This window comes from Zunongwangia sp. (assembly GCF_048269745.1).
GTDB lineage: Bacteria > Bacteroidota > Bacteroidia > Flavobacteriales > Flavobacteriaceae > Zunongwangia.
Genome location: NZ_JBLXIB010000002.1, coordinates 140,207 through 163,069, shown reverse-complemented (window position 1 = coordinate 163,069; position 22,863 = coordinate 140,207). Strand labels below are relative to the sequence as shown.

Annotated in this window: 17 protein-coding genes; 13 read left to right on the top strand and 4 right to left on the bottom strand. The window is 32.8% G+C overall.

Translation table 11 applies throughout. The annotated features are described in order from the left end of the window. Window positions 1-29: 29 nt before the first annotated feature. The 4 genes from ACN0WI_RS03480 to ACN0WI_RS03465 all read left to right on the top strand — a co-directional run bounded on the left by ACN0WI_RS03480 (window position 30) and on the right by ACN0WI_RS03465 (window position 6,018). Window positions 30-1,373, top strand: coding sequence for an undecaprenyl-phosphate glucose phosphotransferase (locus ACN0WI_RS03480; protein WP_417885230.1), 1,344 nt, complete (start codon window positions 30-32; stop codon window positions 1,371-1,373). Window positions 1,374-1,524: 151 nt separating this feature from the next. Then, on the top strand, window positions 1,525-2,226 hold the full coding sequence (locus ACN0WI_RS03475; RefSeq protein ID WP_417885229.1) for a polysaccharide biosynthesis/export family protein: 702 nt from the start codon (window positions 1,525-1,527) through the stop codon (window positions 2,224-2,226). A gap of 4 nt (window positions 2,227-2,230) precedes the next feature. Next, window positions 2,231-4,612, top strand: a complete 2,382-nt coding sequence (locus ACN0WI_RS03470) for a GumC family protein (protein ID WP_417885228.1) — start codon at window positions 2,231-2,233, stop codon at window positions 4,610-4,612. Next, window positions 4,609-6,018, top strand: a complete 1,410-nt coding sequence (locus ACN0WI_RS03465; RefSeq protein ID WP_417885227.1) for a capsule assembly Wzi family protein — start codon at window positions 4,609-4,611, stop codon at window positions 6,016-6,018. The genes ACN0WI_RS03470 and ACN0WI_RS03465 overlap by 4 nt, the downstream gene beginning before the upstream one ends. A 1-nt stretch (window position 6,019) precedes the next feature. On the opposite strand, the gene ACN0WI_RS03460 is transcribed toward ACN0WI_RS03465, so the two are convergent. Next, entirely contained in the window at window positions 6,020-6,646 is a 627-nt protein-coding gene (locus ACN0WI_RS03460) for a metallophosphatase domain-containing protein (RefSeq protein WP_417885226.1), read from the bottom strand. A gap of 3 nt (window positions 6,647-6,649) precedes the next feature. Then, window positions 6,650-6,877, bottom strand: a complete 228-nt coding sequence (locus ACN0WI_RS03455) for a hypothetical protein (RefSeq protein ID WP_417885225.1) — start codon at window positions 6,875-6,877, stop codon at window positions 6,650-6,652. 182 nt (window positions 6,878-7,059) lie between these two features. Here ACN0WI_RS03455 and ACN0WI_RS03450 point away from each other — a divergent pair, with 182 nt between their 5' ends. Beyond that, entirely contained in the window at window positions 7,060-8,559 is a 1,500-nt protein-coding gene (locus ACN0WI_RS03450; protein WP_417885224.1) for a hypothetical protein, read from the top strand. Here ACN0WI_RS03450 and ACN0WI_RS03445 read toward each other — a convergent pair. After that, complete coding sequence (locus ACN0WI_RS03445) at window positions 8,556-9,386, bottom strand: universal stress protein (RefSeq protein WP_417885223.1); 831 nt, start codon at window positions 9,384-9,386, stop codon at window positions 8,556-8,558. The genes ACN0WI_RS03450 and ACN0WI_RS03445 overlap by 4 nt on opposite strands. 152 nt (window positions 9,387-9,538) lie before the next feature. Between ACN0WI_RS03445 and rimP the strand changes: the two genes are divergently transcribed. Genes rimP through infB form a run of 3 tightly spaced genes read left to right on the top strand, consistent with a single transcriptional unit; the run spans window position 9,539 to window position 14,155 of the window. After that, window positions 9,539-10,003, top strand: coding sequence for a ribosome assembly cofactor RimP (gene rimP, locus ACN0WI_RS03440; RefSeq protein WP_417885504.1), 465 nt, complete (start codon window positions 9,539-9,541; stop codon window positions 10,001-10,003). Window positions 10,004-10,016: 13 nt separating this feature from the next. Continuing rightward, window positions 10,017-11,249, top strand: a complete 1,233-nt coding sequence (nusA, locus tag ACN0WI_RS03435) for a transcription termination factor NusA (protein WP_417885222.1) — start codon at window positions 10,017-10,019, stop codon at window positions 11,247-11,249. A gap of 53 nt (window positions 11,250-11,302) precedes the next feature. Next, a complete protein-coding gene (gene infB / locus ACN0WI_RS03430; protein ID WP_417885221.1) occupies window positions 11,303-14,155 on the top strand; it encodes a translation initiation factor IF-2 in 2,853 nt (950 codons plus the stop codon). 528 nt (window positions 14,156-14,683) lie between these two features. Here infB and ACN0WI_RS03425 read toward each other — a convergent pair. Then, window positions 14,684-15,073 (bottom strand): SPOR domain-containing protein, encoded by a 390-nt coding sequence (locus ACN0WI_RS03425; protein ID WP_417885220.1) that lies wholly within the window; start codon window positions 15,071-15,073, stop codon window positions 14,684-14,686. 215 nt (window positions 15,074-15,288) lie between these two features. On the opposite strand from ACN0WI_RS03425, the gene ACN0WI_RS03420 reads away from it, so the two are divergent. The 5 genes from ACN0WI_RS03420 to ACN0WI_RS03400 are packed head-to-tail and all read left to right on the top strand — an operon-like array spanning window position 15,289 to window position 22,833. After that, entirely contained in the window at window positions 15,289-16,641 is a 1,353-nt protein-coding gene (locus ACN0WI_RS03420; RefSeq protein WP_417885219.1) for a c-type cytochrome, read from the top strand. A 43-nt stretch (window positions 16,642-16,684) separates the two neighbouring features. Beyond that, window positions 16,685-19,753, top strand: coding sequence for a TAT-variant-translocated molybdopterin oxidoreductase (locus tag ACN0WI_RS03415; protein ID WP_417885218.1), 3,069 nt, complete (start codon window positions 16,685-16,687; stop codon window positions 19,751-19,753). A 32-nt stretch (window positions 19,754-19,785) separates the two neighbouring features. After that, window positions 19,786-21,606: an NrfD/PsrC family molybdoenzyme membrane anchor subunit gene (nrfD, locus tag ACN0WI_RS03410; RefSeq protein WP_417885217.1), complete on the top strand. Its 1,821-nt coding sequence runs from the start codon at window positions 19,786-19,788 to the stop codon at window positions 21,604-21,606. 1 nt (window position 21,607) lies between these two features. Beyond that, entirely contained in the window at window positions 21,608-22,135 is a 528-nt protein-coding gene (locus ACN0WI_RS03405; protein WP_417885216.1) for a DUF3341 domain-containing protein, read from the top strand. A gap of 5 nt (window positions 22,136-22,140) precedes the next feature. After that, window positions 22,141-22,833, top strand: coding sequence for a c-type cytochrome (locus tag ACN0WI_RS03400; RefSeq protein ID WP_417885215.1), 693 nt, complete (start codon window positions 22,141-22,143; stop codon window positions 22,831-22,833). The last annotated feature ends 30 nt before the right edge of the window (window positions 22,834-22,863 follow it).

Sequence of the window (22,863 nt, the reverse complement as noted above, 5' to 3'; positions counted from 1 at the left end):
CAGCAGCTTCACCATATAGCTATTAAATCATGAAAAGGTCCTCCTTAATCATACCTGTATCTGTTTTTGTTCATTTATTGGTAATAAATTTTAGTCTATTTTATCTAACACCCCATACCTATAATACTTTCGTGGCAGGTGTTTACTACAACCTTTCTTGGTTATTAATTACATTTGCTATAGATTTTTATCCTACGAAGCGTCAAGAACGTTTTTTTACCAATTTTCATAAACTGTTGTGGCTATTTTTAATTTATAGTTTAGCCTATTTTACCAATTTAGCTTTTCGTAGAACAGAATTTTCACCTGTTTATCAGATAAAAGTATTATTGGTTATTTTTTCCACATTGACTATTTATCGATGGATATTTTATTATTTAAGAGATATCTATAGAATTGAAGGTGGAAATTTTGTCAATGTCATTGTTGTGGGAAGAGATCGAAAATTAAAAAAAATAAGACAAATTTTTGATCAGCCTTCACTCGGATATCGTTACAAAGGATATTTTGACAATATACCTTCAAAAAGTATTACGTATTTGGGAAAAACAAAAGCAGCTTTTGAGTATATCCAAAATAATACTGTAGACGAAGTATATTGCATGGTTTCCCGATTAACAGCTGATGAGTTACATGATTTGATACGATTCTGTGATAATAATTTGGTAAAAATAAAATTGATTCCGGATAATAAAGAAATTTACACCAGAGCGATGGATGTAGAGTTATTTGGAAGTGTGCCAATTTTTAATCTGAGAAAATTGCCGTTAGATACAGATGTCGCGAGATATACTAAGCGAAGTTTTGATTTTTTGTTTTCCTTTTTAGTAATCCTGTTTTTATTGTCTTGGCTAGTTCCTTTTATAGGACTTTTAATTAAGCTAGAATCTAAAGGACCAATTTTTTTCAAGCAGAAAAGACATGGTTTTAATAAAGAGTCCTTTTTTTGTTATAAATTTAGGTCAATGGCCGTTAATAAAGAAGCGAATACAAAGATGATGACAAAAAACGATACTCGCTTAACTAAAATTGGTAAGTTTATTCGAAAAACGAGTATCGACGAATTACCTCAATTTTTAAATGTGTTTAAAGGGGATATGAGTGTAGTCGGCCCTAGACCTCATATGGAAGCGCATACTAAAGAGTACCAACATTCCGTTGATAAATACTTAGTGCGTCATTTTGCCAAACCAGGTATTACCGGATTAGCACAGGTGAAAGGATATCGTGGTGAAATTGTACAACAATCGGACATTATAAATCGGACACGTTTAGATATTTTTTATGTCGAAAAGTGGTCTTTATTATTAGATTTGAAAATTATTATAAAGACAGTTCTTAATGCGGTTAGAGGAGAAGAAAAAGCATATTAAAAAAGAGCAAAATTTATTTTTACTGAATTAAAAAATTATATTAGCTAAAAAAATAGTACTGATTTTGAAATTAAATTTATTTTATTTTTTATTAATAGGTGTTCTTGTCACCTCTTGTGTGCCTAGGGAAGAGGTTGTTTATTTCCAAAATATGGAAAATTTACAAATGCAGACCGATACCAAAAAATCGTTTAATAATTTACAAATTAAACCGAACGATCGATTAGCGATAACTGTTTCGGCAGAAGAAGTTGAAGCAGCAATGCCATTTAATCTTCCTTTTGTAGGTAGTAATATGAGTTCCCAAGAGGGGCCTATTAGAATTAACGGTACACCTTCATTACAAACGTATTTGGTAAACAGTGATGGTGAAATCCAATTTCCAGTATTAGGTTCTTTAAAAGTAGCTGGTTTAGATCGGAAAGAAGTTTCTAGGAAATTAAAAAACAAAATATCAGAATATGTGCAAAATCCGATTGTAAATGTTCAAATTACCAATTTTCAAATTAGTGTATTAGGAGAAGTTAATCGTCCCGGAACATTTATCATTACCGATGAATATGTCAGTTTACCTAAAGCATTGGGCTTAGCAGGGGATATGAGTATTTATGGAAAGCGTAAAAATGTTTTGGTAGTTCGAGAAAAAGAAGATGGAAATAAGACTCATGCGTATTTAGACTTAACAGATGCCAATGTAATCAATTCTCCCTACTATTATTTACAACAAAACGATGTGGTATATATTGAACCCAATGGACCGCAGCGACAGTCTGCCAATTATAACCGAAATGCCTCTGTATATATATCTATAGCTTCGGTTTTAGTTTCACTTGCAGTATTAATAACCCGATAATTTTATGAACGAGAATACTAATTTCCAAGAAGAAGAAATTAACATTCGAGAAGAACTCGATAAATATTTAAAATACTGGCCTTGGTTTGTATTATCTGCTGGTGTGGCGTTAATTTTAGCTTTTTTCTATTTAAAATTATCAACACCTATTTATTCAACAACGGCTAGTATTATTATAAAAGATGAGGATACCAAATCTCCGGCAACTTCTGGTTTGTCTTCTTTTGCTGATTTGGGTGTGCTTGATGGATTGAAAACTAGTAGCATAGAAAATGAGATAGGATTATTGGAATCTAAACGGATGATGACTAAAACCATCAAATCTTTAGATTTAAATATTCAATATTTGTACTCCGATTTCTTGGTGACTAAAGAATTATATAAAAATAATCCTTTCAAAGTTAGTATTTTAAGTCTTAATGATAAAGGTTTAAATGAAGCTGTTGAAGATGAAGTTAATTTTTTTACTCTTAATGAGAATAAAGAAGGTTTTGAAATTTATTCAGAAAATAATGATAAACGATTAAATGGTAAATTTGGAGATCCGATTAACATAGGTTTCGCGGATATTGTGATTCGTGAAAATCCTGATTATGTTGCAAATGAAGAAGATGAAGGAAAATTTGGCTTTCAGATTTCTAAACTTGAGAGTATAGTCGCAGCCTATAAATCAAAATTAAATGTTGCGTTAGTAGATGATAATTCGACATTGATAGAGATAAGTTTAGAAGATCCAATTCCAGCAAAAGCTCAAGACATATTAGATCAATTAATAGTAGAATATAATAAAGAAGCTATAATCGATAAAAATTTAGTAGCTTCTAATACAGCTGAATTTATTGATGAGCGTTTAAAAGTTATTAATTCAGAGTTGGATTCTGTTGAGGTTGATAAAGAGGAATTTAAAGAAGATAAACAGCTTACGGATATTAAAGCTGAATCTGAGATCTTCTTATCTAATGCAAGTGATTTTAAAAAAGAACGCCAAAAAGTTACTACTCAGTCGCAATTGGCTAAGGCTATGCTAGATTTTTTAGAAAAGGGTGATAATTCAGATTTATTGCCTATGAACTTAGGAATAGAAGGGGAAGGAGTTAACCAACAAATTTCTAATTATAACGAATTGGTTTTACAACGTAATCGGATTTTGGAATCGTCCACAAAAAAGAATCCGGTTATTCAAAATTTAGATCGTCAAATTAATCAAACACGTTCTGTAGTTACACAAAGTTTACAGCGATTAAAATCTAATTTAGATATATCGTTGAATGAACTAGAAAATGAGTCTGAATTAATACAATCTAGAATATCTGACGTCCCATCCATGGAGCGAACCTACCGTGGGATAGATCGTCAGCAACAAATTAAAGAGGCTTTATATTTATTTTTGCTTCAAAAAAGAGAAGAAAACTCTTTATCATTAGCTGTGACTGCACCGAAAGCTAAAATTGTTGACAATGCCTATACTCAAGTAGCTCCAGTAGCACCTAAATCAAAAGTTATACTTTTAGGAGGATTAATGATTGGATTATTGTTACCTTTTGGGATTATTTATTTGAAAGGATTATTAAATAATAAGATTAATAGTAGAAATGATTTAGAGAAGAGAGCTGTTAGTGTTCCAATTGTTGGTGAAATTCCTAAGATAGATAAAAAGCAGAGTGAATTAATAACAGATTCAGATCGTTCTGTTTTAGCAGAATCGTTTCGTATTGCAATTACTAATTTACAGTATTTATTAATTAATAAAACTAATAAAGAGCAAGGGATTAAATTATTAGTAACCTCTACTGTTAAAGGAGAAGGTAAAACTTTCGTTTCGATTAATTTAGCACTATCCTTAGCTAATATGGGGAAAAAAGTAGTAGTGGTAGGAGCTGATTTACGTAATCCTCAATTGCAACGATATGATGTAGGTACTCGAAAACACTTAGGAGTAAGTGACTATTTGGTAAATGAGGTTTTGAAAGTAAATGATTTGATTGAACAAACTAAATATAATAAGAATCTTGATTTTCTAACATCAGGTAGTATTCCACCAAATCCAGCTGAATTATTGCGACATGATCGCTTTGGCGTTATGATGATTGAATTGGAAAAGCGTTATGATTATATTATTTTAGATACTGCTCCATGTATGTTAGTTGCTGATACTTTTCTAATTAGTCAATATGCCGATATTTCTTTATATGTAGTAAGAGCAGGTTATACTGAAAAAGGCTTGTTGCAATTTCCAATAGACTCCAAAAAATCTGGAAAACTACAAGATGTTAGTTTTGTATTAAATGATGTTGATCAGGCTAACTTTGGATATGGTAATAAGTATGGATATTCGTATGGTGAAGATAAAAAAAGTTTTTGGGCGAATATAAAATCAAAATTTTGAGAAAATTTCTATTACTAGTAATTACTATTTTATTTATAACATTTGAAACTTGTTTTTCTCAAAATGAGGCTGAGTTTAATTTAGATTTAAAGTTTGGAGCACTTAGTAATGGTGAAGATGCTCTTCCGTTTTGGCAATCTGCTAATACTTACGGACGTATAACTCGAAATACAGCAGCTTATGGTTTAGTGTCTTCTTCATATAGATTTGCAATAGCTGATAGTTCTTCAATAAAATTTAAAGGAGCTGCTTTTTTCAGAGACAAAGATGATTCGAATATTTTTATAGATGAGTTGTATGCTAGTTGGAGTAATTCTTTTTTAGAAGTTAATGTTGGCGTTAAACATGATGATTTATTTTATAATGGGCTTAGTAGTTCCAATCGAAGTATACTTTGGTCTAATAATGCACGCTCTGTTCCTGGAATATCAATTAAAACTACTAAACCTTTATATTTGTTTTTTAATAAACATTTAGGTTTTGAAGGTCGCTTTAGCGAATATTTGCTAAATGATGAAAGGCTTGTTGAAAATACTAGAGTACATCATAAATATTTGGCGCTTGTATATAAATTTTCCAAAAATTCTCATTTTAAAGTAGGTGTACGCCATATTGCTGAATATGGTGGTAAGTCGAATGATCCAGCAATAGGAGATCAGCCAACTGGTTTATCTGATTATGTTAAAGTGTTTTTTGGAAGAGCAGGAGGGGATAATGCATTAGAAACCGATCAGCTTAATGCAATAGGAAATCATATAGGAAGTTATGAACTTTCTTATAATAGGTTTATAGGAGAAACAGAATTAGAAGTTTTTTATAATAGTATTTTTGAGGATGGTTCAGGAAGTGCTATGCGAAATTTTCCTGATGGTCGCTATGGAGTGTTCTATGATAATCATAAAAAAGACCAATTAGTTAGTTCTTTTGTATATGAATTTATTTATACCAAAAATCAAAGTCAAACAGCACCTCATTTATGGGATAGCTATTTTAGACATGGGATTTATCAAAGCGGATGGACCTATCAACAATCGACAATAGGAATTCCATTTATTACTCCTACTTATTTATCAGATTTTGCTAAGGGTTTTATAACAATAGGTAATAATCGTTTAATAGCACATCATTTAGGCGTGATGGGAAAACTGTTTTTTCCATATACCATGAAATTGAGTTATCGACGAAATTATGGATTCAATCAAAATACAGCTTATCTAAAATATAAGCATTATGATCCAGATGATGAGCGCTCCTCCTATAAAATAGCGTCAGAAGTTATTTCAACTTATCTAGATGTTCAATTGCTTAATACGTTTATTAGTTTGAATTTAAATGTAGCTGCCGATTTTACTTCGGATAATTCAAATTTTGCAGCTGGATTATCAGTTTCGAAGTCTTTTTTCTAAATTAGATTTCAATACTAAAAACAGGGTTCATTACTCGCATTCGGTTATCTAAAATGGCGCTATTGATGTAATTTGTGTCACCTAATTTAACTTGTCCATATTCATTATGAGAATGCCCGAAACAATGAATTTTAGGTTTGATATTTATTACGTTTTTTAATAACTCTTCACAGCCAATATGTATGTTATTATTAATTTCATCTAATATGCTGTAAGGTGGGGTATGAGTAATTAAAACATCAGTGCTATTGGGAATCTTATCCCACGTTTTTTTTATTTGTTTTCCTCTATCTTTATGAAATGCCCAATTTGCTTCTCCAGGTGTATAGGCTGATCCCCAAAAACGATAGCTTTTAATTGTAATTCCTGAGTCTTGTAGGTAAGTTATATTTTCAGGAATTAAATCTTGAATTTTTTTATTTGGTAATTTTTCTAATTCAAAATCGTGATTTCCACCAATAAATATTTTATGAGTATGTGGTAATGAAGAAAACCAATTAAGAAAATCTATAATTTCTCGTTTGCTTCCTCCTTCAGTAATATCACCACAATGTATTAAAATATCTCCTTCCGGTAATTGCAATTCATGATGTTTACCATGAGTGTCTGATAGTATGACTAAACGCATGCATTAATTTCTTTCTAAATATTCAGACTCTTTCTCTTCTTCAGGAATATAATCTTTATCTACAGGAAGAAACTTGTTTGTGATTTTAGTTAATACGAAAGCAATAATAACTGCAGTAAATGCAAAGAAAATAAACTTAACCAAAAGACTATCACTCATAACAAAACTGTAAAAAGCTAAGAATAGCTCAACAGCTATAAATATAATTTTTATGGTTAGTTTAAGGATCATTAGTTAATATAGGTGTTTTTTGGCAAATATAGTTAGCATTTCCTTTATTCTTAGATAAATAATCAAAGTTTGACTAAAATTTAACGCCTCTAATATTAGCTTTACTTAATCTGCGTTAAACTTTCTTAATTCTAAATTCAAAACCAAGTTATAAACGTACTTTTCAACTTAAAATTTAGACTTTGAAAAGATTTTCGTCAATATTTATTGGATTGTTAGTTGGATTTGTACTCCTAATTCTAGGAATAGTTGTCGCTAATTATTTTGTCGAAAATAAAGCTAAAAACTTACTCAGAAAACAAAAAGTCACCTTTGAAAAGTTAGATGTTGACTTAATAAGGAATCAGGCATTTTTGAAAAATGCAAACTGGGATAAAAATGAGATTCAATTAGAGTTAAAAGAAATTAAAGTTGAAGGTTTAGGGTATTGGAGGTTGTTGATAAAAGATAAATTGAATATTGATAGAATAACTTTAATTAATCCCAAAGTAATAGTAAGTAAGTCCAAAACTAAAACTGAGGATTCAACTAAATCTAAAAGCAAATTCAATCAAGAAATTTTAATAAAAGAAATTGAAGTTGAGAATGGATACTTTTCAAAGTTAGATTCTTTACAGAAAAAACAAATAGAGATTCCTAATTTCAATATTAAAATTGGCAATATAGTAGTGGATAAATCTTCAGTAAAAAGCAACATCCCTTTCACTTATAAAAATATAAATATTAATGCTGAGAATGTAAATTTAGAGTTAGATCCTCGGCAAGATTTATCAATTTCGAATATTAATATTACAGAAAATTCGGCTCTAATTACTAAGCTCCATTTATTGCCTAAATATTCAAAAGAAGAATTTCAAAAGCATATTGATAAAGAAAAAGATCGGTACGACTTGAAAGTTGATACTATTAAACTATCAAACTATAGCTATAATTTTGTTAATGATACATTGCTTTTCCAAAATTCCAAACTAAGTATTGATGGAACAAAATTTTTAGTATATCGAGATAAAAGTCTACCAGATGATTTAAGTTATAAGCCAATGTATAGCCAAATGCTTCGAGATGTGCCATTTTATATAACTATGGATACAGTTTCATTGCAGAATGCTTCAATTGTCTATCAAGAGAAAGTCAAAAAAAATAGAAAACCTACAGAAGTTAGCTTTCAAGATTTAAATGCTACTATTTTTAATTTGAGCAATTATTCTGATGAAAATGAGTTATCGCAAACAGAAATATCAGTACAGACTAAATTTATGGGAGCTGCACCTTTGCATGTAAATTGGGGGTTTAATGTAGCTAATAGAAGTGATTGGTTTACAATGAATGGATCTTTATCTAATTTAAACGGGTCAGAAATGAAAACATTTTTAAAACCAAGTATGAATATGACAGCGGAAGGGACAATAAGTTCTATGAATTTTATTTTTAAAGGAAATAAGAATACAGCTGGTGGAGCAGAAGATTTGAAGTTTCAAAACTTTAAGGTGGAAATGCTTCGAAAAGATGGAACTAAAAAAAGTGGATTCTTTTCTTCTTTAGCAAATTTATTTATGAAAAATGATTCTAAAAACAACGAAACATCTATAACCGATATCAAGATAGAAAGAGATAAAACCAAAAGTTTTTGGAATTATCTCTGGTCTTTTATAAAAAAAGGAGCTGTAAAATCTTTTACTTAAATCTTAAAAGTTAATACAGGTTTATTAGCATGGTTTGCTACATCTTCCGAAATACTTCCATTAAAAAAGTGTGCAAGTCCTTTCCTTCCATGTGTGCTTAAAGCGATAACATCGGCATTTAAATCTTCAGCAAAGTTTAATATTCCTTCTTCAATATTTACATCGTTATAAATATGAGTTTTCAAACTTTCTAAATCTTCTTTTTTTACTAATTTTTCTATTTCAGTATAGGCTTCTTTAGAAGTAACAAAGTTATTAGGAGTATTTACAAAAACTAAATGAAGCTCTGCATTCATCAATTTAGCAAAATTTATCGCTTTATTTAACGAATTCTGATTATCAATTTCTTTATCAATAGCCAGAAGTATTTTTTTAATTGTAAAATTAGTGGGTTGTTTTTTTATAACTAGCACTGGTTTTTCAGAACTTCGGACAACTTTTTCAGAATTAGAACCTACAAAAACATCTTTAAATCCACTAGTGCCGTGAGACCCCATTACTATTAAATCACAATTATTTTCGTTTGCAAAAGCTGTAATTCCTTTAAAAGCATAGTTAAATTGTACGGCTTCGGTAATTTGAATGTCTTTTAAAAATTCTTGCTGTTTTAGTTCTGTAAATTTTTTATGTGCTAGTTTCATGTAAAAAATAGATTCAGGAAACTTGTTTTTTGCTTCGCCCCCAACAGGATCAATTAAACTAAAAGGCATATCTAGCATATGAAGTAAAAAAATTTCGGCTTTAAATTTTCTCGCTAAAGAGGCTGCGGCCTCAAGTGCATACTGGGCTTCTTGCGAAAAATCGGTAGGAACTAGTATTTTTTTCATTTAAAATCATTTTAATGAACGGGTTAGATTAAAAATACAAAGTTTTTTGAGTAATAGCTTGGTTTTCTTTCTCAAGAATTATTATTATATTTGCACTGTTGAAACTAAAAGTACAGCGAGGGGACGGAAAAGTCCCCTCTTTTTATAACCTTATGGAGTTGAAGGAGCAAGTAGAAAAATTACTAGCAGAAGCATTCGAAGAAAATAAGTCATTATTTTTAATCGATTTTACAATTACTCCTGATAATCAGATTAAAGTGATTATCGATGGAGATAAAGGTGTATCGGTAAACGATTGTATTGCTGTAAGCCGTAAAGTTGAACATAATTTAGATCGGGAAGAAGAAGATTTTTCGTTAGAAGTTACTTCGGCAGGTGTAACAGAGCCACTGCAAAAAATGCGGCAGTATAAAAAAAATGTTGGTAGAAAGTTGCAAGTTAAAACGGAAAGTGAAAAATTTGAAGGAAATTTAACTGATGTTTCAGATTCTGGAATTGTGTTACAGTGGAAAGCTCGTGAGCCAAAACCTAAAGGTAAAGGCAAAGTAACGGTTAGTAAGGAAGCTGTATTAGAATATTCAGCGATTGTGGAAGCAAAAGTTATGATAACATTTTAATTGTTTAGTAGGTATGGAGAATCTCGCCTTAATAGAGTCGTTTTCAGAGTTTAAGGATGATAAATTGATAGATCGTGTAACATTAATGGCGATCTTAGAAGAGGTGTTTAGAAATGCTTTGAAGAAAAAATATGGTGAGGATGATAATTTTGACATTATTGTAAACCCAGATAAAGGAGATTTGGAGATTTGGAGAAATCGTGTAGTTGTAGCAGATGGAGAGGTTGAAGATTCAAATCAAGAAATTTCATTAACTGAAGCTCGTCGTATAGAACCTGATTTTGAGGTTGGTGAAGATGTTTCTGAAGAAGTGAAATTGATAGATTTAGGTAGACGTGCTATTTTAGCATTACGTCAAAACCTGATATCTAAAATACACGAGCACGATAATACTAATATCTACAAGCAGTTTAAAGAATTAGAAGGTGAAATATATACGGCAGAAGTTCACCATATTCGTCATCGTGCTATTATCCTTTTGGATGATGAAGGTAACGAAATTGTATTGCCGAAAGATCGCCAAATTCCATCCGATTTCTTTAGAAAAGGTGAGAATGTTCGCGGTGTTATTGAAAGTGTAGAGCTTAAAGGAAATAAGCCAAGCATTGTGATGTCTAGAACAGCACCAGCGTTTTTGGAGCGATTATTTGAACAGGAAATTCCGGAAGTTTTTGATGGTTTAATAACTATTAAAAATGTAGTTAGGGTTCCAGGAGAAAAAGCAAAAGTAGCCGTAGATTCTTACGATGACCGAATTGATCCTGTAGGAGCATGTGTAGGTATGAAAGGATCTAGAATTCACAGTATTGTACGTGAATTAGGCAACGAAAATATAGATGTAATTAATTTTACAACTAACGATCAACTATTTATAACCAGGGCATTAAGTCCTGCTAAAATCACATCTATTAAACTAGATGAAGAGAACAAAAGGGCAGAAGTAATGCTTCGTCCTGAAGAAGTTTCGAAAGCAATAGGTAGAGGTGGCCATAATATAAGATTAGCAGGCCAGCTTACAGGTTACGAGATTGATGTGTTTAGAGAAGGTGTAGAAGAGGATGTAGAGTTATCTGAATTTAATGATGAGATTGAAGATTGGGTAATTAAGGAATTTGCAAAAATTGGTTTAGATACAGCAAAAAGTATTTTAGAACATGATGTAAATGAACTTGTTAAACGTACCGATCTAGAAGAAGAAACTGTGCTAGGAGTAGTTCGAGTTCTTAGAGAAGAATTTGAAGAATAAGTAGTTGTGTCGAAACACTTAATAATTAAAAGAGGTTAATTTAGAGGCAATTTATGGCTGAAGCAAAAACAATGCGATTAAACAAAGTATTACGTGAATTCAATATTTCACTCGACCGGGCTGTGGAGTTTTTGAACTCTAACGGGTACGATATTGAGGCGCGTCCTACTACTAAAATTTCCCAGGAGACCTACCAGGTGCTTTTTGATGAATTTCAAACAGATAAAAGTAAAAAGGTAGCTTCTAAGGAAGTAGGGGAAGAGAAAAGGAAAGAAAAAGAGGAACTCCGTTTAGCTAGAGAGCGAGAGCAAGCAGTAAAACGTAAAGAGGACGAAGAGAAAGAGCTTTTGCGTAAGCAAAAACAAGATGAAGAGCGTGAAGCTATGCGAAAAGAGCAGGAGCAGAAAAAGAAAGAAGAGGAAGAAGCTCAAAAGGCTAAAGACGGGAGGACTCGTTTGTCTGGGCCTAAAACAGTAGGTAAAATAGATTTAAGTAAGCAAGATAGGCCGAAGAAAAAGCAAGAATCTAAAAAATATCACGAAAAGTCTAAAGAACAGTCGCAAAAAGCAGCCCAGCCAAAGCAACAGGAGCAAAGTACTCCGAAGCCTCCGAAGAAAGAAGAAAAACCTACTACGAAACAGCCTACTTCAAAAGACATAAAAGAAGAGAAAATAGAATCTTCTAAAAAACAGGATTCGGAAAAAGAAGGTGAAACTCCAGAAAATCCAGAATCTAATACGATAAAAACTAATTATACTAAATTAAACGGTCCTAATTTTACTGGTCAAAAAATAGACCTTTCAAAATTTAATAAGCCTAAGAAGAAGGATGATAAAAAAGCATCCGACGATAAAAAGGATAAACGTAAAAAGCGTCGTCGTAGAATTAGTAAGGATGCGAAACCTGGAGATCGCAGTAATAGCGGTGCTAGAAATAATGCTAGGGGACGTAATAACAACAGTAAAAGACCGGTTAGAAAACCAATAACTAAGGAGGAACCTAGTGAAGAAGAAGTGCAAAAACAAGTACGTGAAACACTAGAAAAACTTCAAGGTAAGTCTAATAAAGGTAAAGGTGCTAAATACCGTAGAGATAAAAGAGATCAGCACCGTCAACGTTCTGAAGACGATATTGCAAAACAACAATCTGAGTCTAAAGTATTAAAAGTTACCGAGTTTGTAACTGTTAGTGAAGTAGCAACCATGATGGATGTTTCGGTAACTAAAGTTATTTCAGCTTGTATGTCTTTAGGGATGATGGTAACCATGAATCAGCGTTTAGATGCTGAAACATTATCTATTGTTGCGGATGAATTTGGTTATGAAGTTGAGTTTATAACTGCGGATCTAGAGGAAACAGTTGAAGAAGAAGTAGATGCTCCCGAAGATCTTAAAGAACGCGCTCCAATTGTAACTGTAATGGGACATGTTGATCACGGTAAAACATCTTTACTAGATTATGTTCGTAAAGAGAATGTAATTGCTGGAGAAAGTGGAGGTATTACTCAGCATATTGGTGCATACGGAGTTAAATTAGATAACGGAAGAAAAATAACTTTCCTTGATACTCCTGGTCACGAAGCCTTTACAGCAATGCGTGCCAGAGGGGCTCAAGTTACAGATATAGCTATTATTGTTATTGCAGCTGATGATGATGTGATGCCGCAAACAAAAGAAGCAATATCTCATGCTCAGGCAGCAGGTGTGCCAATAGTATTTGCTATCAATAAAGTGGATTTACCAACAGCTAACCCTGAGAAAATAAAAGAGAAATTAGCAAGTATGAATTTACTTGTTGAAGATTGGGGTGGGAAAATTCAATCTCATGATATCTCAGCTAAAAAAGGAGAAGGTGTTAAAGAACTATTAGAAAAAGTTTTATTAGAAGCTGAAATTTTAGAATTAACGGCAAATCCAGATAAACATGCTAATGGTACTGTTGTAGAAGCTTACTTAGATAAAGGTCGAGGTTATATAGCAACTATATTAGTACAAGCAGGTACACTTAAAATTGGAGACTACGTATTAGCAGGTCGTCATAGTGGTAAAATCAAGGCTATGCATGATGAACGTGGTAACCAAATTTACGAAGCTGGTCCATCTAGTCCAGTTTCAATATTGGGGCTAGACGGAGCTCCTCAAGCTGGTGATAAGTTTAAAGTGATGGAAGATGAGCGTGAAGCTAAAGACATCGCTTCTAAACGAACTCAGTTACAACGTGAGCAAAATGTAAGAACGCAACGTCACATAACGCTTGATGAAATTGGTAGACGTATTGCTTTAGGAGACTTTAAAGAATTGAATATTATCCTTAAAGGTGATGTGGATGGTTCTGTAGAAGCTTTAACAGATAGTTTCCAAAAATTGTCTACTGAAGAAATTCAAGTAAATATAATTCATAAAGGTGTTGGAGCTATTACAGAAAGTGATGTGTTATTAGCATCAGCTTCAGATGCTGTTATTATCGGCTTTAATGTTAGGCCAGCAGGTAATGCTAGACAGGTTGCAGATAGAGAAGAAATAGATATCAGAACATACTCTATTATTTACGATGCAATTAATGATATTAAAGATGCAATGGAGGGAATGTTATCTCCAGAACTTAAAGAAGAAATAACTGGTACTGCTGAAATTAGAGAAACTTTCAAAATTTCTAAAATTGGAACTATTGCAGGTTGTATGGTAACTTCTGGTAAAGTTTATCGTAATGCTGGTATTCGTTTAATACGAGATGGTGTTGTGGTCTTCACAGGAGAATTATCATCACTGAAACGTTTCAAAGATGATGTTAAGGAAGTAGCTAAAGGATACGATTGTGGTATGCAGGTTAAAAACTATAACGACATCCGTGTAGGAGATGTTATAGAAACCTTTAGAGAGGTAGAGGTTAAAAAGAAATTGAAGTAATAGTTAGCTTCATAAATAAAAATTGAAAAGGGATAGTTTTTACTATCCCTTTTTTTATACAATGAATTTATTTCAATTATAGCTATTTTGGAATAGCTCTGAAAATCCTCCATAAAAAACAAAAAAAAGTTCTGTTGATTTCTGAAAATAGTAACCTTAAATATGTTATTAGTTAGGTTCTAATAGCCCCTTTTAAGTATTAATGAGAGGTTTTGGGTAATCTTAAAGCTCATATTTAATTTAGTAAGTCTAATAATGAGTGTACTGGTAGTAAATATCTATTAAAAACTATGGAATCTTTTTGCCAAATCAAAAATAGGGATTTTAAATCCCTATTTTTGATAATATATTTATTGAAAATCTTCCATTGGACTGCTATTTTGAAAAATTAGTAGTAATCTGGTGGTGTTTTTTACTGATTGTTAATTACTATGATAAAAATCATTTAATTTTAACATTTCCTCAATTCGTTACCAATAATTCTTTTTATCAATTTAACTTGAGAATTAATAATCAGTTAATTTACAGTTATTTTCGAGTTGGTTTAGGAATAAAAGCAGCAGGGTATACTTCTTTTATTTTCAATAAAGCTCTATCGGCTTCAATTCTATTTCTAAAGCTTCCTATCCATACTTTATAGTCTGGAGATTCGTATTTTAAGCGTGTTTTTATATCAAAATGTACGTTAAAATCCCTTATTTTAGAATTTGCTTCAGACATATTTCCGCTATATAATTGAATAATATACCGATCTTCTATTTTATGACTTTTATTAAGATTCTTTTTAGTTTCAATTAATTTATAAATAATTTTACTCTCTGAATTGTTAAAACTACCAGAATTTACTTGGGCTTTCAGTGAATAAGTTAATCCTAAAATACTGATTATAAGAAGCCTTTTTTTATATTTAATATTCATTGTAAACAACTTTAGGGGCAAAAATAAGATTATATAACTTAAAATCTCTTTTTTTATTATTTAGAACAAGTATAAATTATGTATTAACGATGGAACAACATTCCCTAACTCCACTTTAAATATTACTTTTGTTGCTGAATTTAATGATGCATTTTTTATTGATGTTAATATTTTTTAAAATTTGTATCTAAATTAGATGTTAATTCAACTTTAATATGAAAAAGGTGAGATACCGCCACTCAACTTCGCGATTATTGCTACTAAGTGTAGCTTTTTTATTGTTTTTTGCAGTTTCTGGTTTTGCTCAAGAAGCAGCTAAGCCAACAGCGGGAGAGCCAGAAACAGAAGCCGGAAAAGATAATGTTTCTTCAGCATCTGAACTGGGAGATCCAGCAGCCGGAAAAGATCTTTTTAATTCACTTTGTGCAGCATGTCACAAGCCATATTCTGAAAGTATCGGTCCTGCGCTTAATGGTGTTACATTGAGACATGGGAAAGATTGGCTGTATAAATGGATTCAAAATAACCCTGCGTTTAGGGAATCAGGAGATCCAGATGCAATTGCAATTTATAATGAATATAATCAAACAGCAATGCCTGTTTTCCCTCAGTTGTCTGAAGGAGATATTGATAATATTTTAGCTTATGTAGAGCAGCCAAAGCCTGAACCAAAAGCTGCGACTACTGCGGCAGCAGGAGAAGGGCAGCAAGCAAATTCAGGAGGAGGGGTTTCTTTAAATATAATTCTTTCTGTATTGATATTTGTACTGCTAATGTTATTAGTTGTTTTATTCTTGGTGAATAAAACTCTTAAAAACTTTGCAGCAGCTAGTGGTGTTGTTTTACAAGAAAAGCCAAAAGGTAAGCCAATCTGGAAAGCATTCGTAGAAAATCAATTTTTAGTATTGGTTACTTCTATAATTGTGTTGTTAGGAGTGGGCTATTTTATGTATGGATATATGATGCAGGTTGGAGTCGATCAAGGATATCAGCCAATTCAGCCAATTCATTATTCGCATAGAATTCATGCAGGAGATAATGGTATAGAATGTAAGTATTGTCACTCTTCAGCAAGAGTTTCAAAAACATCAGGTATTCCATCGCTTAATGTATGTATGAATTGTCATAAAGCAATTTCAGAAGTAGCACCTGAAACTGCTACAGAAGAGCACTCTAAAGAATTTTACGATGGAGAAATCGCTAAGTTGTATGAAGCAACTGGATGGGATCCATCAACAAGAACATATTCAGGAGAAACTAAGCCTGTGAAATGGGTTAGAATACATAATCTTCCGGATTTTGTATACTTTAATCACTCTCAGCACGTAAGTGTTGCTGGAGTTCAGTGTCAGCATTGTCACGGTCCTATTCAAGAAATGGAGATAGTGCATCAAGAAGCACCATTAACAATGGGTTGGTGTGTTAACTGCCATAGGGAGACAAATGTTAAAATGAAAGGTAACGAGTATTACGAAAAAATACACGAACAACTTTCTAAAAAGTATGGTGTAGAAGAACTTACTATCGCTGAAATGGGCGGGTTAGAATGTGGTAAGTGTCACTATTAATAATTATTGAAAGCAAAATTTACAGAAGTTAATATCTAGATATATGTCATCAAGCAAAAAATACTGGAAAAGTGTTGAAGAGCTAAAAGATAGTTCTGTTGTTGAGGCGCTAAAGGACAAAGAATTCGCTGAAGAAATTCCGGTTGATGAGTTTTTAGGAGATGAAGATAGTCTTAAAAGTTCAAAGACTTCAAGAAGGGATTTCTTGAAATATGTTGGGTTTAGTACAGCAGCAGCATCTTTAGCAGCCTGTGAAGGTCCTGTGGTGAAAACAATTCCATACGTAGTACAACCGGAGCGTTTAGTTCCTGGTGTGGCAAATTATTATGCTTCTACGATTGCAGATGGTTTCGACTTTGCTAGTGTGTTAGTTAAAACAAGAGAAGGTCGGCCGATTAAGATTGAGAATAATGATTTAGCTACTATTAAAGCTGGCGGAGGTGCACGTGTTAATGCATCCGTTTTAGGTCTTTATGATAAAAACCGAGTAAAACGTCCAATGATTGATGGGAAAAACGTTTCTTGGGAAGAATTTGATAAAGATTTTGGAAAAGCACTTAATGGAGTATCGGGAGATATTGTCTTGTTGACGCAGACTTTTGCAAGTCCTAGTACAACGAAATTAATAAAAGAGTTCTATTCAAAATATCCAAATGCCAAGCATGTTGTTTATGATGCTATCTCTGAAGATGCTGTTTTAACTGCTTTTCAATCTAGATATGGAAAAAGAGCATTGCCAAATTATGACTTTAGCGAAGCGGAAGCAATAGTGTCTGTTGGAGCTAATATTTTGGGAGATTGGCAAGGTGGAGGATATGAAGCTTCTTATGCTAAGAGTCGTGTTCCTAAAAATGGAAAAATGTCTCGTCATGTTCAATTCGAGTCAAATTTAACTCTATCTGGTGCTAAAGCTGATAAACGTGTTCCTGCAAAACCTTCTCAGCAAAAAGCCGTTTTAGTAGCACTTTATAATCAGATTGTTGGTGGGAATTCAACTAGTAATTTGCCTTCTAAAATAAATGATGCTGTCGTTAAGGCTGCAAGCCAACTTAAAAAAGCTGGTAGTAAGGGAGTTGTTGTTTCTGGTATTACAGATGTAAATGCACAAAGCTTAGTGTTAGCCATTAATGAAGCATTAGGTAGCACTATAATTAATGTAAAAGATGCTAGACTAACTCGTCAGGGAGATCAAAAAACTGTGGAGCGTTTAGTTGAAGATATGAATAATGGAAAAGTAGGAGCTATTTTAATAGCAGGAGTAAATCCAGCCTATAGTCTTCCAAATTCAAAAGAATTTATTTCAGGATTAAAGAATACAGGAGTTTCACTCTCTTTTACAATGAGGGAAGATGAAACTGCTAAATTGTGTAAATATATAGCTGCTGCTCCTCATTATTTAGAAAGTTGGGGAGATGTTCAATTTACGGATAGTAAGTTTAGCTTGATGCAGCCAACTATTCGACCATTATTTGATACTAGACAATTTCAAGATTGTCTTTTAAAATGGTCTGGTAATACTATTTCTTATCACGATTATATTAAACAAACGTGGCAAGGAGTATTAAGTAATAAAGACTGGAATCAGGCTTTGCATGATGGTTTCTTTGAGAGTAATTATCCTTTAGAAACTGTAGTGGCTGATGATTCTAATTATACATCAGTAGATTTAAATAGTGCAGCTAAAAATTTATTAGCCTCTTCTAAAAAAGCAAATGGTTTTGAATTAAGTTTATATACTAAAGTGTCGTTAGGTAATGGTGAGCAAGCTAATAATCCATGGCTTCAAGAACTTCCAGATCCTATTACCCGAACTACTTGGGATAACTATTTAACAGTTTCTAAAACTGATGCAGATAAGTTAGGTTTAGAAAATTATATAGTATCTAATGGAGCCCTTAACGGTAGTTACGTAGATATAAAATTAGGACAAAAAGTTGTAAAAAATGTACCTGTTATTATTCAACCAGGACAAGCTAGAGGTTCTGTAGGTTTAGCTCTAGGTTTTGGTAAAAAAGAGGGTATGCAAAAAGAAATGCAGGTTGGTGTTAATGCATTTCCTTTATATGAAAATTTCGATGTTAATCAGAATGTTTCGATAACTAAGTCTGAAGGTGTTCATGAATTTGCCAGTGTGCAAATGCAGAGTACATTAGCAGGTAGAGATGATATTATTAAAGAAACTACTTTATCTGTTTTAGGTAAAGGTAAAGAAGCTTGGAATAAAGTTCCTGAAGTTTCTTATAATCACCAAGAAGTTCCAGTGACAAGTGATAAAGCTGATGTTTGGACCGCTTTTGATAGAAGTATTGGGCATCATTTTAATTTATCGATAGATCTTAATGCATGTACAGGTTGTGGTGCTTGTGTTATTGCTTGTCACTCTGAAAATAATGTTCCTGTTGTAGGTAAAGATGAAGTTCGTAAGTTTAGAGATATGCACTGGTTACGAATAGATCGTTATTATTCAGCTGGAGATACTTTTAAAGAGGAGCAAGAAAAATTAGAGAATTTAGGTGCGTTCGAGACGTATGACGTTATTGAAAATCCTGCTTACGATAATCCGGAAGTAGCATTTCAACCAGTAATGTGTCAGCATTGTAATCATGCGCCTTGTGAAACTGTTTGTCCAGTAGCGGCAACTTCACACGGCCGTCAAGGACAAAACCAAATGATTTATAACCGTTGTGTTGGTACAAGGTATTGTGCTAACAACTGCCCTTATAAAGTAAGAAGATTTAACTGGTTTAATTATGCTCAGAACGAAGAGTTTGATTACAACATGAATAACGATTTGGGTAGAATGGTATTAAACCCAGATGTAGTAGTTAGATCAAGAGGTGTTATGGAAAAATGTTCTATGTGCATTCAAATGACACAGAAAACAATTCTTGATGCAAAACGCGATGGTAGACCAATTAAAGATGGTGAGTTTAAAACAGCATGTTCTGCTGCTTGTGATACCGGGGCTATGGTTTTTGGAGATGTAAACGATAAAGATTCTAAAGTTTCTGAATTAGAAAAAGATGATAGAACTTATCGTATGATGGAGAGTATAGGTACAAAACCAAACGTTATGTATCAAGCGAAAATCACTAACACTACTGAAGCTTAAAAATAAGTAACTAAGAATCAATTTAAGAGAATATGTCGTCACATTACGAAGCACCTATTAGAGAAGCTCTCGTTACCGGGAAGAAGTCCTATCACGATATAAGTGTAGAAGTAGGAGCTCCTGTACTAGGTAGGGCAAATAAAACCTGGTATTTTGTATTCACATTAGCTTTGATAGCCTTTTTGTGGGGATTAGGTTGTATAATCTATACAGTGTCCACAGGAATTGGTGTTTGGGGTCTAAACAAAACTATTGGTTGGGCTTGGGATATCACTAACTTTGTTTGGTGGGTAGGTATTGGTCACGCTGGTACCCTTATTTCAGCTGTATTATTATTATTTAGACAAAAATGGAGAATGGCGGTTAACCGTTCTGCGGAGGCTATGACAATTTTTGCTGTAGTACAAGCCGGGCTTTTTCCAGTTATACATATGGGGAGACCTTGGTTGGCTTATTGGGTATTACCAATTCCAAACCAGTTCGGATCATTATGGGTTAACTTTAACTCTCCCTTGCTTTGGGATGTTTTTGCAATATCAACATATTTATCAGTTTCATTAGTTTTCTGGTGGACTGGTTTATTACCTGATTTTGCAATGTTAAGGGATAGAACTCCAAACGAATTTCAAAAGAAAATATATGGTATACTTTCTTTTGGTTGGAGTGGTAGAGTTAAAGATTGGCAACGTTTTGAAGAAGTATCTTTAGTACTTGCTGGTTTAGCAACTCCTTTAGTACTTTCTGTACACACTATTGTATCTTTCGATTTTGCAACATCTGTTGTTCCGGGATGGCATAGTACAATTTTCCCTCCTTATTTTGTAGCTGGTGCAATTTTCTCAGGTTTTGCAATGGTACAGACACTATTAATAATAATGAGAAAAGTAGTTAACTTACAAGACTACATTACGGTACTTCATATAGAGTATATGAATAAAGTAATTATTCTTACAGGTGGTATTGTAACTGTTGCTTATGTAACCGAATTTTTTATAGGATGGTATTCAGGAACAAGTTATGAGAATTATACCTACCTTTCTTTTGGTGCAGCTACTGGTCCATATGCTTGGGCTTTTTGGGCGCTTATTTTCTGTAACTTTATTGTGCCATTGTCATTATGGGTTAAAAAATTACGTCGAAATATACTTTGGACATTTATAGTTGCTTTAGTTATTAATATTGGAATGTGGTTTGAACGTTTTGATATTATTGTAATTGACTTGAGTAAAGGTAGAACTCCTTCTTCTTGGGCAATGTTCTCTCCAACTTTTGTAGATATAGGTATGTTTATAGGAACAATCGGTTTTTTCTTTGTGTTATTTTTATTATACGCTAGGACTTTCCCAGTAATTGCACAAGCCGAAGTAAAGACTATCCTGAAATCTTCAGGAGAGTATTATAAAAACTTAAGAGCAAAGCATGGTGATGATGTAGCTCATCATGTAGATAACGATCCTACAGCTAAAGAGCCTTCATCAAATATTGAAAATAAAGGTGATTTCTTTGGAAATACAACGCCAGAGTCAGAACCAAATAGTAAACATAACGAGACTGTTGAAGTAGATGGATTAATTTCTTCCGAAGCTAAAAAAGATCAGATTGATCAAATGCTTGTAAGAGTTGGTTCCTATAACCCAAAATCAGAGTCTTCAGATGATCTTCAGAAATTAAGTGGTGTTGGACCTAATTTAGAGCAACGTTTACATCAAGTAGGTCTTTATATGTATAATCAAATTGAAAAGTTAACACCACAAGATTATCAATTACTAAGAGATGTAATAGAAGGTTTCCCTCCCGCAGATCAAGTTGAGGGTTGGAATGTTCAAGCAAAAGAATTAAAAAATAATAAATAAGATGGCATCGAAGACAATACACGCTATTTATAATGATGACGATCTGTTATTACATGCTGTAAAACAGGTTAGAGAAGCGCGCTATCAAATTTTAGAGGTTTATACTCCATTCCCGGTTCATGGATTGGATAAAGCAGTTGGGGAAGCACCAACGCGTATTGCAATTGCCTCTTTCTTATATGGAATTACAGGTCTTTCTGTGGCTATGCTTATGATGAATTTCATGATGATACAAGATTGGCCTCAAGATATTGGAGGTAAGCCTAGTTTTTCTTTTTTGACAAACATGCCATCGTTTATACCAATTATGTTTGAGTTAACAGTGTTTTTTGCAGCTCACTTAATGGTAATTACATTTTATATGAGAAGTCGATTAGCTCCATTTAAAAAAGCAGAAAATCCGGATCCCAGAACTACGGATGATATGTTTCTTGTGGAGATAGATGCAACTAATCATGATACAGAAGATCTTTCTAAGTTTTTATATGATACTGGAGCTTCTGAAATTAAATTAATAGATAACAAGTAGGCCTGATGAAAAGTTTATTATACAAATCTTTAGTATTCAGTATAATTGTCACAGTTTTTTCTTCCTGTGCAGACGATAACCATCGTAATTATCAATATTTTCCGGATATGTATCGCCCTGTTCCTTATGAGGCTTATGGAGAGTATGATGTTTTTGCAAAGGATCAAGAAGCTCAATTACCTGTAGAAGGAACTATTCCAAGAGGATGGATGCCATACGAATACGAAAACACACCAGAAGGAAGAGAATTAGCAAAATCTAATCTTAAAAATCCACTGCCTTATACTGAAAAGAACCTAACAAAGGGTAAAGAATTATATACGTTGTATTGTGCCGTTTGCCATGGAGATAAAGGAGATGGAAAAGGAAAATTGGTAGAACGTGAAAAAATATTAGGTGTTCCTGCTTATGATGATATGGGACGAGGAATTACTGAAGGTAGTGCTTATCACGCAATGTATTATGGTTTAAATAACATGGGATCTTATGCTGTTCAAACTAGTATTAAAGAACGTTGGCAGATAGATCATTATGTAATGAGTTTAAAAGATAAATTGGAAGGTAATCCTGAAAGACCTTTTGAAACACCAACTGAAACACAGGAAATTAGTGAAAATCTAAATCCTGCGGAACCTTCTGAAACTCCATCACATGATCAAACAGTAAATGGAGATAACCATAATTCATCAGAAGAATAAATAATTTAAGATAAAGCTTTTAGAACTAGT

Coding starts and splice junctions, on each gene's coding strand:
- infB (WP_417885221.1), top strand. CDS start 11,303: ATGGCTGAAGCAAAAACAATGCGATTAAACAAAGTATTACGTGAATTC.
- ACN0WI_RS03405 (WP_417885216.1), top strand. CDS start 21,608: ATGGCATCGAAGACAATACACGCTATTTATAATGATGACGATCTGTTA.
- rimP (WP_417885504.1), top strand. CDS start 9,539: ATGGAGTTGAAGGAGCAAGTAGAAAAATTACTAGCAGAAGCATTCGAA.
- ACN0WI_RS03445 (WP_417885223.1), bottom strand. CDS start 9,386: ATGAAAAAAATACTAGTTCCTACCGATTTTTCGCAAGAAGCCCAGTAT.
- ACN0WI_RS03455 (WP_417885225.1), bottom strand. CDS start 6,877: ATGATCCTTAAACTAACCATAAAAATTATATTTATAGCTGTTGAGCTA.
- ACN0WI_RS03480 (WP_417885230.1), top strand. CDS start 30: ATGAAAAGGTCCTCCTTAATCATACCTGTATCTGTTTTTGTTCATTTA.
- ACN0WI_RS03415 (WP_417885218.1), top strand. CDS start 16,685: ATGTCATCAAGCAAAAAATACTGGAAAAGTGTTGAAGAGCTAAAAGAT.
- ACN0WI_RS03460 (WP_417885226.1), bottom strand. CDS start 6,646: ATGCGTTTAGTCATACTATCAGACACTCATGGTAAACATCATGAATTG.
- ACN0WI_RS03470 (WP_417885228.1), top strand. CDS start 2,231: ATGAACGAGAATACTAATTTCCAAGAAGAAGAAATTAACATTCGAGAA.
- ACN0WI_RS03425 (WP_417885220.1), bottom strand. CDS start 15,073: ATGAATATTAAATATAAAAAAAGGCTTCTTATAATCAGTATTTTAGGA.
- ACN0WI_RS03475 (WP_417885229.1), top strand. CDS start 1,525: ATGGAAAATTTACAAATGCAGACCGATACCAAAAAATCGTTTAATAAT.
- nusA (WP_417885222.1), top strand. CDS start 10,017: ATGGAGAATCTCGCCTTAATAGAGTCGTTTTCAGAGTTTAAGGATGAT.
- ACN0WI_RS03400 (WP_417885215.1), top strand. CDS start 22,141: ATGAAAAGTTTATTATACAAATCTTTAGTATTCAGTATAATTGTCACA.
- ACN0WI_RS03420 (WP_417885219.1), top strand. CDS start 15,289: ATGAAAAAGGTGAGATACCGCCACTCAACTTCGCGATTATTGCTACTA.
- nrfD (WP_417885217.1), top strand. CDS start 19,786: ATGTCGTCACATTACGAAGCACCTATTAGAGAAGCTCTCGTTACCGGG.